The organism is Variovorax xiamenensis, from assembly GCF_050916385.1.
GTDB lineage: Bacteria > Pseudomonadota > Gammaproteobacteria > Burkholderiales > Burkholderiaceae_C > Variovorax.
The window spans coordinates 1,660,721-1,675,136 of sequence record NZ_CP139038.1 but is presented as its reverse complement, the minus strand read 5'-3'; the positions used below and the strand labels follow the sequence as shown (position 1 = coordinate 1,675,136).

At 67.1% G+C, this 14,416-nt stretch carries 16 protein-coding genes; 4 read left to right on the top strand and 12 right to left on the bottom strand.

All coding sequences use genetic code 11. From position 1 onward, the window contains the following. The first annotated feature begins 63 nt into the window (after positions 1 to 63). Together SFB74_RS07210 and mscL are read left to right on the top strand one after the other, a co-directional pair. Positions 64 to 2,553 (top strand): tetratricopeptide repeat protein, encoded by a 2,490-nt coding sequence (locus SFB74_RS07210; protein WP_432730088.1) that lies wholly within the window; start codon positions 64 to 66, stop codon positions 2,551 to 2,553. 59 nt (positions 2,554 to 2,612) lie between these two features. Further along, positions 2,613 to 3,044, top strand: coding sequence for a large conductance mechanosensitive channel protein MscL (gene mscL / locus SFB74_RS07205; RefSeq protein ID WP_093196323.1), 432 nt, complete (start codon positions 2,613 to 2,615; stop codon positions 3,042 to 3,044). A 114-nt stretch (positions 3,045 to 3,158) separates the two neighbouring features. Here the strand turns inward: mscL and pdxA are convergent, their stop codons facing one another. Genes pdxA through SFB74_RS07190 form a run of 3 tightly spaced genes read right to left on the bottom strand, consistent with a single transcriptional unit; the run spans position 3,159 to position 6,312 of the window. Further along, the gene (pdxA, locus tag SFB74_RS07200; protein ID WP_432730087.1) at positions 3,159 to 4,193 is read right to left on the bottom strand and encodes a 4-hydroxythreonine-4-phosphate dehydrogenase PdxA; all 1,035 of its coding nucleotides are present in this window, start codon (positions 4,191 to 4,193) and stop codon (positions 3,159 to 3,161) included. Then, the gene (locus SFB74_RS07195) at positions 4,190 to 4,963 is read right to left on the bottom strand and encodes a Nif3-like dinuclear metal center hexameric protein (RefSeq protein ID WP_432730086.1); all 774 of its coding nucleotides are present in this window, start codon (positions 4,961 to 4,963) and stop codon (positions 4,190 to 4,192) included. Before SFB74_RS07195 ends, pdxA begins: the two co-directional genes overlap by 4 nt. Next, entirely contained in the window at positions 4,960 to 6,312 is a 1,353-nt protein-coding gene (locus tag SFB74_RS07190; RefSeq protein WP_432730085.1) for an MFS transporter, read from the bottom strand. Before SFB74_RS07190 ends, SFB74_RS07195 begins: the two co-directional genes overlap by 4 nt. Before the next feature lie 294 nt (positions 6,313 to 6,606). Here SFB74_RS07190 and SFB74_RS07185 point away from each other — a divergent pair, with 294 nt between their 5' ends. Next, a complete protein-coding gene (locus SFB74_RS07185) occupies positions 6,607 to 7,767 on the top strand; it encodes a trypsin-like peptidase domain-containing protein (protein WP_432730084.1) in 1,161 nt (386 codons plus the stop codon). A 268-nt stretch (positions 7,768 to 8,035) separates the two neighbouring features. Here the strand turns inward: SFB74_RS07185 and tatC are convergent, their stop codons facing one another. The 9 genes from tatC to SFB74_RS07140 form a co-directional block, all read right to left on the bottom strand. Then, positions 8,036 to 8,845: a twin-arginine translocase subunit TatC gene (gene tatC / locus SFB74_RS07180; RefSeq protein ID WP_432730082.1), complete on the bottom strand. Its 810-nt coding sequence runs from the start codon at positions 8,843 to 8,845 to the stop codon at positions 8,036 to 8,038. 66 nt (positions 8,846 to 8,911) lie between these two features. After that, positions 8,912 to 9,373, bottom strand: coding sequence for a Sec-independent protein translocase protein TatB (gene tatB, locus SFB74_RS07175; protein ID WP_432730081.1), 462 nt, complete (start codon positions 9,371 to 9,373; stop codon positions 8,912 to 8,914). A gap of 16 nt (positions 9,374 to 9,389) precedes the next feature. Continuing rightward, positions 9,390 to 9,635 (bottom strand): Sec-independent protein translocase subunit TatA, encoded by a 246-nt coding sequence (tatA, locus tag SFB74_RS07170; protein ID WP_125947532.1) that lies wholly within the window; start codon positions 9,633 to 9,635, stop codon positions 9,390 to 9,392. Between the two features lie 65 nt (positions 9,636 to 9,700). Next, positions 9,701 to 10,060 (bottom strand): histidine triad nucleotide-binding protein, encoded by a 360-nt coding sequence (locus SFB74_RS07165; protein WP_432730079.1) that lies wholly within the window; start codon positions 10,058 to 10,060, stop codon positions 9,701 to 9,703. Beyond that, the gene (locus SFB74_RS07160; RefSeq protein WP_126023017.1) at positions 10,050 to 10,439 is read right to left on the bottom strand and encodes a DUF4870 family protein; all 390 of its coding nucleotides are present in this window, start codon (positions 10,437 to 10,439) and stop codon (positions 10,050 to 10,052) included. Before SFB74_RS07160 ends, SFB74_RS07165 begins: the two co-directional genes overlap by 11 nt. Positions 10,440 to 10,452: 13 nt before the next feature. Continuing rightward, a complete protein-coding gene (locus SFB74_RS07155) occupies positions 10,453 to 10,848 on the bottom strand; it encodes a phosphoribosyl-ATP diphosphatase (RefSeq protein WP_432730077.1) in 396 nt (131 codons plus the stop codon). Continuing rightward, positions 10,845 to 11,243 (bottom strand): phosphoribosyl-AMP cyclohydrolase, encoded by a 399-nt coding sequence (hisI, locus tag SFB74_RS07150; protein ID WP_432731890.1) that lies wholly within the window; start codon positions 11,241 to 11,243, stop codon positions 10,845 to 10,847. The genes SFB74_RS07155 and hisI overlap by 4 nt, the downstream gene beginning before the upstream one ends. Before the next feature lie 48 nt (positions 11,244 to 11,291). Continuing rightward, positions 11,292 to 12,077 carry an imidazole glycerol phosphate synthase subunit HisF gene (hisF, locus tag SFB74_RS07145; protein ID WP_126023015.1) on the bottom strand — a complete coding sequence of 262 codons (786 nt, stop codon included), beginning with the start codon at positions 12,075 to 12,077 and terminating at the stop codon, positions 11,292 to 11,294. 25 nt (positions 12,078 to 12,102) lie between these two features. After that, entirely contained in the window at positions 12,103 to 12,936 is an 834-nt protein-coding gene (locus SFB74_RS07140) for a D-hexose-6-phosphate mutarotase (protein WP_432730076.1), read from the bottom strand. A 169-nt stretch (positions 12,937 to 13,105) separates the two neighbouring features. Here SFB74_RS07140 and SFB74_RS07135 point away from each other — a divergent pair, with 169 nt between their 5' ends. Further along, positions 13,106 to 14,410, top strand: coding sequence for a dicarboxylate/amino acid:cation symporter (locus tag SFB74_RS07135; RefSeq protein ID WP_432730075.1), 1,305 nt, complete (start codon positions 13,106 to 13,108; stop codon positions 14,408 to 14,410). Positions 14,411 to 14,416: the final 6 nt, after the last annotated feature.

Genomic DNA, 14,416 nt, shown 5'->3' with positions numbered 1-14,416 from the left:
CACTTGTACGAAGGCCGGCATCCAGGCGGCCGCCCTCCTCTGACCCGTCCATCACACGGCTTCATGAACTCACCTTCTCTCGCTCCCGCTCCTTCCACTCCGGCCGCGGACGCCGGCCAGCTTCTGGAGCAGGGACTGGCGCTGCACCGCGTGGGCCGTTTCGCCGAAGCCCTGCAGGTCTATGAAGCACTGCTGTCGCACTTTCCCCAGCATGCCGACGCACTGCACCTGAGCGGCGAGGCGCTGTACCGCCAGGGCCGGCCGAAGCTGGCGCTGAACTACGTGAACCAGGCGATTGCGCGGTCGCCGCATCACTTCTACTTCAACACCCGCGCGACGATCTTCATGCACATGGGCCTGCCGGTCGAGGCGCAGCAGGATCTGCGCCGCGCGATCAAGGCTCAGCCGAACTACCCCGAGGCATACGTGAACCTGTCGGCGGTCTACCGCCAGCAGAAGAAGTTCCGCCAGGCGCGCGAAGCCGCCGCCGAGGCCACGCGGCTCGCGCCGCAGGCGCCCGCGGCATGGAACAACGCCGGCGCGATCGACATGGAGCAGGACCGCTTCGACGAGGCGATCGCGCAGTTCAGCCAGGCATTGGCGCTCGACCCCGGCTACGCCGCCGCGCACAAGAACATCGGCAAGATCCGCGCGCACCAGAAGGACTGGGCCGCCGCGCTCGGCTCGTACGAGCAGGCCGCCGCCGATCCGCTGGACAGCGAGGCCGCCTTCATGCTTTCCCGCGCGCTGCAGGCGTGCGGACGCACCGAGGAGGCCATCGAACCCATGCAGCGCGCCATGCGCAACTGGCCGGCCGAGGAGCGCCACAAGGCTCTTTCCGACCCCGAGGGCGTGGCCGCGCTCTACGGCGTGTGCGGCGCGCTCGAGGGCGTGTCGATGCGCTTCGCCGAATCGGCCGAGCTCTACAAGCTCGCACTCGAGAGCCTGCCCGAGCACGAGCTGCTGCTGAACAACCTGGGCACGGTGAACTTCCGGCTCGGCCGTTTCGACACCGCCATCGAGGTGCTGAAGAAAGCCCTCGAAGTGCATCCGCGCCAGGTGCTCGCGCGCTGCAACCTGGGCGTGACCTACGTGATGGCCGGCCAGTCGAAGGAAGCCATCGCGGAGTTCGAGCAATGCCTGCGCGACGACCCCGACTTCATGCCGGCCATGGTGTGGATGCTGGGCGAGAAGGCGCACATCGCCGACTGGAACGGCGTGCCCGAGCTGCGCGAGCGGATCGCGGCGCTGCTGGACAACCCGAGCAACGACCAGACGGTGTCGTCGTTCATCCTGATGTCGAACTACGACGACGCGCGCCGCCTCATGAACTGGACGCAGCGCTCCGCCCTGCTGGCCGACCGCAACGCGGCCATCAGGCCATTTGCCGACGCGGGCGCGCGCCGCACCTCGCCGCGCATCCGCGTGGGCTACTACTCGTTCGACTTCCGCAACCACCCGGTGGCGCACCTGACGGCCGAGCTCTACGGCCAGCACGACCGCAAGGACTTCGAAGTCTTCGTCTACTCCTACGGCCCGGACGACGGCCATCCCGCGCGGGCGCGCATCGCCGCGACGGCCGAGCATTTCGTCGACATGCAGGGCCAGTCGATCCAGCAGATGGCCGAGCGCATCCGCGAGGACGAGATCGACATCCTGGTCGACCTCTCGGGCGACACGCGCGGAGCCAAGCCGCAGGTGATGGCCTACCACGCGGCGCCCGCGCAGCTCATGTGGCTGGGCTACATGGGCACCAGCGGCACGCCGAGCTACGACTACCTGGTGTCCGACAACTTCCTCTCGCCGCCGGGCACGGAAGACTGCTACTCCGAGAAGCTGCTGCGCCTGCCCGAGACCTTCCAGGTGATCGATACGAAGCGCCCGGTCAATCCGCACAGGCCCACGCGCGCCGAGCACGGCCTGCCCGACGACGCCTTCGTGCTGTGCAACTTCTCGCAGTCGTTCAAGATCCAGCCCGAGACCTTCGAGGCCTGGGTGCGCATCGTGCAGGGCATTCCGAACTCGGTGCTGTGGCTGGCCCAGGGCCCGAACGGCTTCGAGCAGAACCTGCGCGCGCAATGGGAGAAGGCGGGCCTCGCGGCCGAACGGCTGATCGTGTCGCCGCGCATGCCGGTCGACCAGCACCTGGCGCGCATCGGGCTTGCGGACCTGTTCATCGACACCTTCCCCTACAGCAGCGGCGCGACCGCGAACGACGTGCTGTGGTCGGGCGTGCCGCTCCTGGCGCTCACCGGCACGACGATGGTGTCGCGCATGGCAGGCAGCCTGCTGCGCGCCATCGGGCTGCCGGAGCTGGTGGCCGCGAGCCACGCGGAGTACGTCGACAAGGCCATCCACTACGCCACGCACCCCGAGGAGCTGGCCGCGCTGCGCTCGCGGCTCTCGCGGGCCAAGGAAACGCGCAGCGGCTACTTCGACACGCCGCGCTTCGTGCGCCACCTGGAAGACGGCTACAGGCAAATTGCCGCGCGCAGTCGTGAAGGGTTGCCGGCCGCGCACGTCGACGTGGCACCGCGCGCGCTGGAGAAGTGAGCAATCGCGGGCATACTCGGCTCTCCTTCAACAGCAGAGCTCCAGCAGCCTTTTGAATCATGAGCATCCTCAGTGAATTCAAGGAATTTGCCGTCAAGGGCAACGTCATCGACCTCGCGGTCGGCGTGATCATCGGCGCCGCCTTCGGCAAGATCGTCGATTCGCTCGTGGCCGACATCATCATGCCGCTCGTCGGCGTGGTGTTCGGCAAGCTCGACTTCTCCAACCTCTACGTGGTGCTGGGCACGGTGCCAGCCGGCGTCGCGAACACGCTGGCGGACCTGAAGAAGGCCGGCGTGCCGGTGCTGGCATACGGCAACTTCATCACCATTGCGGTCAACTTCGTGATCCTCGCTTTCATCATCTTCATGATGGTCAAACAGATCAACCGCCTGAAGCGCAGCGAAGAGCCGGCACCGGCCGCCGCTCCCGAGACACCCGAAGACGTGGTGCTGCTGCGCGAGATCCGCGACAGCCTCAAGCAGCGCTAAGCTTGTTGGCTCGCCCGCAGGGCTGCGCGCACTTCGTGTCGCTGCGCCAGCCCCTGCCGGGGCAACACCGACGGCCCGGCAAAGCCGGTTCCGTGGTGCTCCGGAAAGCTCCGTTCAGCTCAGCGTGCGAGCCATGCGCAGCGCCTCGACGAGGCTCGAGGCATCGGCCATCCCCGTGCCCGCGATGTCGAACGCGGTGCCGTGATCGGGGCTGGTGCGCACCAGCGGCAGCCCCAGCGTCACGTTCACGCCCTTCTCCACGCCCAGGTACTTGACCGGGATCAGGCCCTGGTCGTGGTACATCGCGATCACCACGTCGAATTCGCCGCTGGACGGCACGCCGGCCTTGGCGCGAGCGCGCATGAAGACCGTGTCGGGCGCGTGCGGCCCATTGGCGTCGATGCCCTCGGCGCGCGCGGCCTCGACGGCCGGCGCAATGATCTCCCGCTCCTCCGAACCGAACAGGCCGCCCTCGCCCGCATGCGGATTCAGGCCCGCCACGCCGATGCGCGGCGCGCGGCCCAGTGCATGGCTCAGCGCGCGGTGCGTGATGCGCAGCGTCTCGAGCACGCCCTCGAAGCGCACCGCCTCGATGGCCTTGCGCAGCGACATGTGGATGCTGACGAGCACGGTGCGCAGCTCGTCGTTGGCCAGCATCATGCGCACCGGCACATCGGCCACCGTGCGGCCCAGGTGCGCGGCCGCCTCGGCCTGCAGCAGCTCGGTGTGGCCGGGGTACGGAAAGCCCGCGGCGGACAGCGCCTCCTTGTGCAGCGGCGCGGTCACGATGGCGCCGATCTCGCCACGCAGCGCGGCGCGCGCGGCCCAGACCACGCATTCGCCCGCCACGCGTCCGGCTTCGGCACTGATGCGGCCCGTTTCGATGCCCGAAGGCGGCGCGATCACCTGCAGCACCGGAATGCAGCCCGGCGGAACGGTCGCGGCCTCGGCGGCCGATTCGATCTCCAGCACCGGCCAGCCCGGCCGGCCGTCGGTGGCCAGGGCCTGCGACGCCTTGCGCAGCGTGCCCACGTCGCCGGCGACGAACGTCCCATGCGTGGCATCGGGCGCGTCGCGGAAGGCCTTGACGATGATCTCCGGCCCGATGCCGGCGGGGTCGCCGAGCGTGATGGCAATGGGAGCGCTCATGCCGGGTTGTCGATATCGATGAACTCGTGCTTCAACCCGAGCTGTGCAGCCACGTGCCCGGCCACGGCCGGCGCGCCGTAGCGCTCGGTGGCGTGGTGCCCGCAGGCGAGAAAAGCCACGCCCATCTCGCGCGCGTAGTGAGCCTGCGGCTCCGAGATCTCGCCGGTGATGAAGGCATCGGCGCCAGCCGCGATGGCGGCTTCGAAGTAGCCCTGCGCGCCGCCCGTGCACCAGGCCACGTTCCGGATGGGACGATTCGCCGTGTCGAGGAGCGTGACGGGCCTTTTCAGCACTTGCTCGACGTGCGTGGCAAGCGCTTTTGCGTTGTCGAAGCTCCCGCCGCCTTCCTGCGCGCCGAGAAAGCCCAGTTCCTGCTCGCCGAAGCGCCCGGCCGAGCCGGCATGCGCCACGAGCCCCAGCTTCAGGCCGAGCTGGGCGTTGTTGCCGAGCTCGGGGTGCGCATCGAGCGGCAGGTGATAGGCGAAGAGGTTGACGTCGTCGCCCAGCAGCAGGCCCAGGCGCTGCTTCATCCAGCCGGTGACGCAGCCGTCCTGGCCGCGCCAGAACAGGCCGTGGTGGACGAAGATGGCGTCGGCTTCGGCGCTGATCGCGGCCTCGATCAGCGCGCGGCTGGCGGTCACGCCCGAGACGATCTTGCGGACCACGGTGCGCCCTTCGACCTGCAGGCCGTTGGGTCCGTAGTCCTTGAAGCGCCCGGGGGCCAGCAGCAGGTCGAATGCGTGAAGCAGTTCGTGGCGGGTGGTGCTCATCGCCCCATTGTCGCGCCGCGCGAGGCCGCCACGCCATCGCGCATCGCATGGCCGCGCGCGGCCATGGGCAGCAGCGCGAGCAGGAAGCCCAGCGCGGCCAGCGCCGCCACGTAGTGCGCGGGGGCCATCGTGTCGTGCTGCAGCCAGAGCGTCAGGACCACCGGCGTGAGCCCGCCGAAGACGGCATACGACATGTTGTAGGCGAAGGAAAGCCCGGTGAAGCGCACCGGCGCCGGGAAGGCGCGCACGCCCGCGATCGGCACGGTGGCGATGGTGCCCACGAACAGGCCCACCAGCCCGTAGTGCCAGAACAGCGTGGCCGTGGTGCCGGGCAGCCCGCTGTAGAACAGGTAGGCCGTGGCAAACAGGCCGCCCCAGCCGATCAGCATCACGGCACGGGTGCCGATGCGATCGCTCGCCCAGCCGGCCAGCACGCAGCCCAGCGTGAGCGTCAGCGTGGCCAGTGCATTGGCCTCGAGCGCCATGGCGGCCGGAATGTGATGCACCTTCTGCAGGTAGGTGGGCGTGTAGAGCACCACGACCACGATCGCGGCCGACAGCACCCAGGTCAGCAGCGCGACGTACACGCAGGCCAGGCGGTGCTCGCGCAGCACGGTGCGCAGCGGCAGTTCGCGCGCGGCGGTGCGGCGGCCGGCCAGCTCCTTGAACACCGGCGTCTCGTGCAGGAAGCGGCGCAGGTACACCGACACCAGCCCGAACACGCCACCGAGGATGAACGGAATGCGCCACGCGAAGTCGCTCACCTGCTCGGGCGAATAGTGGCGATTGATGGCCACCGCGATCAGCGAGCCCAGCAGGATGCCGCCGGTGATGCCCGAGGTCAGCACGCCGATGCCCAGGCCGTAGCGCCTGGCCGGCACGTGCTCGCCGACGAACACCCAGGCGCCGGGCATCTCGCCGCCGATGGCCGCGCCCTGCAGCACGCGCATCGCCAGCAGCAGGAGAGGCGCCGCGACGCCGATGCTCGCGTAGGTCGGCAGCAGGCCGATCACCAGCGTGGGCGCCGCCATCAGGAAGATCGACAGCGTGAACATGCGCTTGCGGCCGAAGATGTCGCCGAAATGCGCGATGACGATGCCGCCCACCGGGCGCGCGAGGTAGCCGGCCGCGAAGATGCCGAAGGTCTGCAGCTGGCGCAGCCAGTCGGGCATGTCGGCCGGGAAGAACAGCGCCCCCAGCACGGTCGCGAAGAACACGTAGATGACGAAATCGTAGAACTCCAGCGTGCCGCCGAGGGCGGACAGGCCGAGAGTCTTGTAGTCGCTCGAGGAGAGCGTGCGTGCCGGCGCCGGCTGTGCGCCATCCGGGAAGGTTGCTTCTGAAGTCATGGCTGGCAGGGAGGTCTTGACCGCGCGCCAGCCGCGGGACCGGGTGAGAAAACGGAAAAATGGCGCGCTGGCGAAATGCCTTGCCGCCTCCACCGGGTGGGCAGCGCGGGAGGCCGGAAAAAGCACGGGCCGGGTGGGCTCGACCTGCAATGCTAGGTGTTAACCCGGGTTTACGTACGCAGGAAGTCCTAATCTCGACCTTCCCGAGCGGTTTCTGGGCCATGCGGTTGAGGGACAATTGACAACATTGCCGCGCTGCACACGGCTTTCCAACGTCTTTTTCACCAATCTTTCATGAAACGCACCTGGCTGCTATTTGCCCAAGCCGTGACCGTCCTGCTGGCGGCCTACTTCGTCGTCGCGACGCTCAAGCCCGAGTGGATCAACAAGCGCGCGACCTCGCTGGGCGGCGTGGTCTCGATCGTCGAGGCGCCGGCGAGCAACCCGAACATCCCGGCGCCCGGCAGCCTGAGCGCGCCGGCCAAGAAGGCTTCTCCGGCGGTGGTGAGCATCAACACCAGCAAGGCCGCGCAGCGCCATCCGCGCAGCAACGACCCGTGGTTCCGCTTCTTCTTCGGCGACCAGGACGACCAGCCCCAGGTGGGCCTGGGCAGCGGCGTGATCGTGAGCCCCGACGGCTACATCCTCACCAATAACCACGTGGTGGAAGGCGCCGACGAGATCGAGGTGACGCTCAACGACAGCCGCCACACGCGCGGCAAGGTGATCGGCACCGACCCCGACACAGATCTGGCCGTGCTGAAGATCGAGCTCGACAAGCTGCCGGTGATCGTGCTGGGCGACTCCGACGGCCTGCAGGTCGGCGACCAGGTGCTGGCCATCGGCAACCCGTTCGGCGTGGGCCAGACCGTGACCAGCGGCATCGTCTCGGCGCTGGGCCGCAACCAGCTGGGCATCAACAACTTCGAGAACTTCATCCAGACCGACGCGGCCATCAACCCCGGCAACTCGGGTGGCGCGCTGATCGACATCAACGGCAACCTGCAGGGCATCAACACCGCGATCTACTCGCGCTCGGGCGGCAGCATGGGCATCGGTTTCGCGATTCCGGTGTCGATGGCCAAGATCGTGCTGGAAGGCATCGTCAAGGAAGGCCAGGTGCGCCGCGGCTGGATCGGCGTGGAGCCGAGCGACCTGTCGCCCGAACTGGCCGAGACCTTCGGCGTGAAGGCGGACGCGGGCGTGATCATCACCGGCGTGCTGCAGAACGGCCCCGCCGCCAAGGCAGGCATCCGCCCGGGCGACGTGATCACCTCGGTGGGCGAGAAGAAGACGGACAACGTGCAGGCGCTGCTGACCGCGGTGGCAGGCCTGAAGCCCGGCAGCACCTCGCGCTTCGCGCTGCAGCGCGGCAGCGACAAGATGGAACTGGACGTGACGCCGGGCCTGCGGCCGAAGAGCCCGGTGCGGCAAGTGCCCAACCAGCAGGAGTAGGGCTCGCCCCCAGGCTTCGCGCACTTCGTGTCGCTACGCCAACCCCCTTCCGGGGGCAACACCTGAGGCCCGGCAAAGCCGGTTCCTCGGTAGGTCTAGGTTCACCCCCAGGCTCCGCGCACTTCGTGTCGCGCGCGCCAACCCCCTCCGGGGGCAACACCCGAGGCCCGGCAAAGCCGGTTCCTCGGTGTTTCTGGAATCTGCTGGTCTTTTAAGGGGTCGGGGGACTGCAGCGAGCCCCGTCGCCAGGCTTCAGAGAACGAGGGGGCTAGCTGGAAGCCGAGTCGGCGCTCTGCTCTTCTTCAGGCTTCTTGCCGGAACTGGCGAAGTACCTGGCCCCGATGATGCCCACCTCGTACAGCAGGCACATCGGCACCGCCAGCGCCAGTTGCGAGACCACGTCGGGCGGCGTCAGCACCGCGGCCACGACGAACGCGACCACGATGAAGTAGCCGCGGAACGAGCGCAGCTTCTCGATGGTCACCATCTCGAAGCGCACCAGCAGCATGACGACGATCGGCACCTGGAATGCCACGCCGAAGGCGATGTAGAGCGACAGGATCGCCTCGACGTACGAGGAGATGTCGGGCGTCGCCTGCACCGCCGCCGGCGCGAAGCGCTGGATGAAGCTGAACATCTTGTCCAGCACGAACAGCTGCACGAAGGCGATGCCCGCATAGGCCAGCAGGCTGCCGAAGCAGATCAGCGGCAGCGCGAAGCGCTTTTCATGGCTGTAGAGGCCGGGCGCGATGAACATCCACGCCTGGTACATGAGCCAGGGCAGCGCCAGCAGCACGGCCGCCATCATCAGCACCTTGAGCGGCACGAAGAACGGCGAGAAGACGCCGATGGCGATCAGCTTCGCGTCGTGCGGCATGTGCGCCTTGATCGGCATCGCGATCAGGTCGATCAGGCCGCCCGGGCCGGGCCAGATGGCCAGCAGGATGCCCGCGACCACGAGGCCGTAGACGCAGTAGAGCAGTCGGTCGCGAAGCTCGACCAGGTGCGCAACGAACGGCTGTTCGGTGCCCGCGAGCTCGTCTTCTTTGTCTTTGCTCTTGCTGTCGGAATCGGCCATTGGGGAGGAAGAAGATAGCGTGACGCCGGCCGGCGCCCGGGTGAGCGCGGTGGTGGAGCCCGGCCGTTAGTTGATCTTGTGCGGGCGGAAGCGCGCGACGCGCGCCGCGCCCGAAAGCGCCTTGGTGCGCACGCCGTTGCGCGCCTTGTACCACTGCGGCGTGGCGCCCTGCTTCAGGCGCCAGTTCTTGCGCGGATGCCTGTAGACGGGCGGCGGTGGCGGCTCGGGTTCGGCCAGCGCCGAAAGCGTTTCGCCCGAACCGCTGAACTGCTTTTCGAACTCGCTCGCGCCCGTGTGGATGCTGTGCTCGACGTCGCGCGCCGCATCCTCGACGGTGGTCTTCATCTTGCGGAGCTCGTCGAGCTCCATCGAGCGGTTGACTTCGGCCTTGACGTCGTTCACGTAGCGCTGCGCCTTGCCGAGCAGCGTACCGACGGTGCGGGCCACGCGCGGCAGCTTTTCGGGGCCGATGACGATCAGCGCCACGACGCCGATCAGCGCCAGCTTCTCAATGCCGAGGTCGAGCACGTGCTGCTGCCCGTGCTCAGGACTTCTGGCGCGCTTCGACGTCGATCGCCGACTTGTCGCTGTTGGCCGGCTGGCCGGTCACTTGCTGCGCGGGGGCCGAGGGGGCGGCGGCATCGGATGAAGCGCCGTCCTTCATGCCGTCCTTGAAACCCTTGACGGCGCCGCCAAGGTCCGAACCCATGTTCCGCAGCTTCTTGGTGCCGAAGATCATGACCACGACGAGCAGCACGATCAGCCAGTGCCAGATGGAAAAAGAACCCATGGAGAACTCCTAAGAATGTGTCCGATTTTAGTCGGGCGGAATGTGACAGTTTGTCCTAATGCCCGTCAGCCGCGAAGCCATGGCCGGGGACCGCCCATGACATGGACATGGAGATGGTGAACCTCCTGCCCGCCCTCGTTGCCCGTATTGACCACGACCCGGAAGCCGCCCTCCGGATAGGGCCTGCAGCCCTGCTCCAGCGCCAGCCTGGGCGCCAAGGTCATGATCTTGCCCATCAGCGCCGAATCTTCGGGCGCCAGCTGGGCCATCGAGGCGATGTGCTTCTTGGGAACCAGCATGAAATGCACCGGCGCCCAGGGAGCGATGTCGTGGAAGCCGAACAGGTCTTCGTCTTCGTAGACCTTGCGGGAGGGGATCTTGCCCTCGATGATTTTGCAGAAGACGCAGTTCGGATCAGATGACATCTTTGGGTTCCATGGGACGGCCGTCGTTCATCCGGATCATGCCCTTCACGATCCGGTAGAGGAACCACAGCGAGATCAGGCTCCAGGCAATCCAGCCCGGTACGAGAAACAGCAGCCAGAGCCACGAGGTGACGATGTACAGCAACCCGGCCCACAGCACCGAGCGGATGCGCCAGCTGAAGTGCGAGGCCTGCCAGGTGCCGGCCGCGTCGTCGCGCTTGACGAAGTCGATGACCAGCGCGATCAGCAGCAGCAGCACGGAGGCCTGCGCCCCCGGCACGACGGCGCCGATGGCCACGATCAGGTGCAGGATGTAGCTGACCCAGCCCCAGGTCTTGAGGGAGTCGTCGGGTTCCACGTTCACGATGTCGTTGGCCATGGCGGATGTCCTTTCAATCGTTGGGAGCTTCGGATTCCCGTGCCTTCACCTTGCGAAGCGCCTTTTCCTCGATTCCGCTGGTGCCCTCGCGGCGCTCCAGCTCCGCGGTGACGTCGGCAGGGGAAAAACCGTAGTGCGCCAGCGCCACCATGGTGTGGAACCACAGGTCGGCCACTTCGTTCACGATTTTCGAGCGGTCGCCGCCGTGGTCGGCGTCCTTGGCGGCCATCACGACTTCGGTGGCTTCCTCGCCTATTTTCTTGAGGAAGGCGTCGGGGCCCTTGTGCAGCAGGCGCGCGACATAGCTCTTCTCGGGGTCGCCGCCGTGCGCGGGCAGGCGGCTTTCGATGACCGCGGCCAGGCGAGCGAGTGCGTCGGAGGGGCTGTCATTGTTCACTGTGACCGTCATTTGTAGATCGATTCCGGGTCTTTCAAGACGGGTTCGACCGCGGTCCAGCCGCCGTTCTCGTACTTGTTGAAGAAGCAGCTGTGGCGTCCGGTGTGACAGGCGATGCCGGGCTCGTGGCCGAGCTGGGTGACCTTGAGCAGCACCACGTCGTTGTCGCAGTCGAGGCGGATCTCGTGCACGGTCTGCACGTGGCCCGATTCCTCGCCCTTGAACCACAGCTTGTTGCGCGAGCGGCTGAAATACACCGCGCGGCCCAACTCGGCGGTCTTTTCGAGCGCCTCGCGGTTCATCCAGGCGAACATCAGCACGTCGTTGCTGCCTTGTTCCTGCGCGATCACGGGCACAAGGCCGTTCGCGTCCCACTTCACTTCATCGAGCCAGTTCATGGAAAGTATTGTCGGGGATGGCAAAAGACCCTTGAAAAGCCGTTCGCAGCTCGGCGTTCAGCGGTCGATCCGCACGGGGATGCCCCGCGCGGCCATGCGGGCCTTGGCCTCGCCCACCGTGTGCTCGCCGTAATGGAAGATGCTCGCGGCCAGCACCGCGTCTGCGCCGCCGGTCTGGATGCCGTCGGCCAGGTCGTCCAGGCTGCCCACGCCGCCCGAGGCGATCACCGGCACGTTCACGGCGTTGCTCACCGCGCGGGTCAGTTCCAGGTCGAAGCCGCTCTTTGTGCCGTCGCGGTCCATGCTGGTCAGCAGGATCTCGCCGGCACCGCGGCGCGCCATCTCGGTGGCCCATTCGACTGCGTCCAGGCCGGTGTTCTTGCGCCCGCCATGGCTGTACACGTCCCAGCCCGCGCCGCGCGTGGCGGCCTCCTCGGGGCTGCGGCGCTTGGCGTCGATGGCGACCACGATGCACTGCGAGCCGTATTTCTGCGACGCGTCGCTGATCACCTGCGGATCGGCGATGGCGGCCGAGTTGAAGCTGGTCTTGTCGGCTCCGGCGTTGAGCAGCCGCCGCACGTCGGCCACGGTGCGCACGCCGCCGCCCACGGTCAGCGGAATGAAGACCTGGGAGGCCACCGCCTCGATGATCGGCAGGATCAGGTCGCGGCCATCGCTGGTGGCGGTGATGTCGAGGAAGGTGAGCTCGTCGGCGCCCTGCGCGTTGTAGCGCGCGGCGATCTCGACCGGGTCTCCGGCGTCGCGCAGTTCGACGAAGTTGACGCCCTTGACGACACGGCCGCCGGTGACGTCGAGGCAGGGAATGATGCGTTTGGCAAGCATGGTGGGGTTAGGAACCGGTAGGAAATCAGAGAACGCGCAGCTGTTGCCAGCCGAGCCATTGGGCGCCGGGCGCGAGCAGCACGGGCTCGTCGATGCGGGCCGCCTCCACGCAGAGCATGTGGCGGAAGCCGTCGGCGGGCATGTCGGCGAGTTTCGCACCGAGCACGGCGCCGGGGTTCCAGACCACGGTTTCGGTGCAGGTGGCGCTTTGAGAGATTTCGAGCGTGCCGGAGGGCTGCACCAGGTGCAGCGGCTGGGCGGGCGCGGCGTAGACGCTGTCGAATTCGGCGTCGAAATGCAGCGATTCCGCCGTTTCGGCATGGCGCTCGTCGGTCAGCGAATCCCAGCGGTTGGCCCCCTGCAGGCCCTTCAGGCGCGCATTGGCGATGTCGTCGACGCGCAGATAGGTGTGCAGCGCGGCCGCGAAGGACCAGGGCGCGGCATCGGTGTTGACCAGCGTAAGCGCCGTGCGCAGCCCGCCGGGGCTCAGGGTTGCATCCAGCCGTGCCTCGAAAGCGTGCGGCCAGAGCTTGCGCGTGGCTTCGTTGTCGCGCAGTGTCAGCCGAAGGGTCTGCGGAGCCTCGCTGGCAGCCTTTTCCCAAGGCAAATTGCGCATGAAGCCATGCTTGGGCAACATGCCGCGCTGGTTAAACTGAGGGCAGCAAATGGGTATGCCGCCGCGGATGGCGGCCTGTGCGTCGAACACCGCGCGCGGGCTCAGGTAGAGCCTTTCCACAGCGTCGGCCGTGGTCCAAGACAGCACTTGCGCGCCATGCAATGCGACCGTGACGGTACTTCCGTCCGCGCCCGTGGCGCGCATGGCGGGCTGGCCGCGGAACTCGATCAGGCTGGTTTCCATGTGAGGAATTGTAGGCAGCGCCCGTGCGGTGGCACGGAACTGGCATCCCGGGCCATTGCGCGTCCGGGGCCTTCTTGGATACCCTGTGAGCGCCTGCATCGGGAGACAAGGTGCAAGGCGGTCCCGCGCACCCGAAAAGAATCACTCTCACACGAAAAAGGGGATACGAATGAAGAAGCTGCCGATGGCCGCATGGATCCTGATCGCGATGGTGCTGGGCATCATCGTCGGCTACATGATCTTCTCGAGCTTTCCGGACAAGAAAGCCGCCAAGGAAATCGCAGACTACGTCTCCATCGTCTCGGACGTCTTCCTGCGCCTCATCAAGATGCTGATCGGCCCGCTGGTGTTCTCCACGCTGGTGGTGGGCATCGCGCACATGGGCGACGCCAAGTCGGTGGGCCGCGTGTTCGGCAAGGCCATCGGCTGGTTCCTCACCGCCTCGCTGATCTCGCTGGTCATCGGCCTGGTGATGGCCAACCTGCTCAAGCCGGGCGAGAACCTCGGCCTGCCGCTGCCGGACATCGGCGCCTCGGCCAACCTCGCCACCTCGAAATTCACGCTGAAGGACTTCGTGAGCCACACGGTGCCGAAGTCCTTCGTCGAGGCCATGGCCAACAACGAGATCCTGCAGATCGTGGTGTTCTCGATGTTCTTCGGCGTGGCGCTGGCCTCGCTGGGCGACAAGGCCAAGACGCTGGTCGCCGCCATCGAGGAACTCTCGCACGCGATGCTCAAGATCACCGGCTACGTGATGAAGCTCGCGCCGCTCGCCGTGCTGGCCGCCATGGCCGCCACCGTGGCCGTCAACGGCCTGGGCATCCTGCTGAAGTTCGCAGTGTTCATGGGCGACTTCTACCTGGGCCTCTTCGTGCTGTGGAGCGTGCTGATCCTGGCGGGCTTCCTGTTCCTCGGCCCGCGCGTGTTCAAGCTGCTGGTGCTCATCAAGGAGGCCTTCCTGCTGTCGTTCGCCACGGCCAGCTCCGAGGCGGCCTACCCGAAGATCCTGCAGGCGCTCGACCGTTTCGGCGTGAAGCGCAAGATCTCCAGCTTCGTGATGCCGATGGGCTACTCGTTCAACCTCGACGGCTCGATGATGTACTGCACCTTCGCCGTGCTCTTCATTGCGCAGGCCTACAACATCCACATGCCGATCAGCACGCAGGTCACCATGCTGCTGATCCTGATGCTCACATCCAAGGGCATGGCCGGCGTGCCGCGCGCCTCGCTGGTGGTGATCGCCGCCACGCTGAACCACTTCGACATTCCCGAGGCCGGCCTGCTGCTCATCCTGGGCGTGGACACCTTCCTCGACATGGGCCGCTCGGCCACCAACGCGGTGGGCAACTCCATCGCCACGGCCGTGGTCGCCAAGTGGGAGGGCGAGCTGCTTTCCGAGAGCGACGCCGAGATCAATGCGAAGGCGCTCGACGAGGAAGCCAACGCCACCCTCGCCCATCCGGCTCACGCCTGAGCCCGG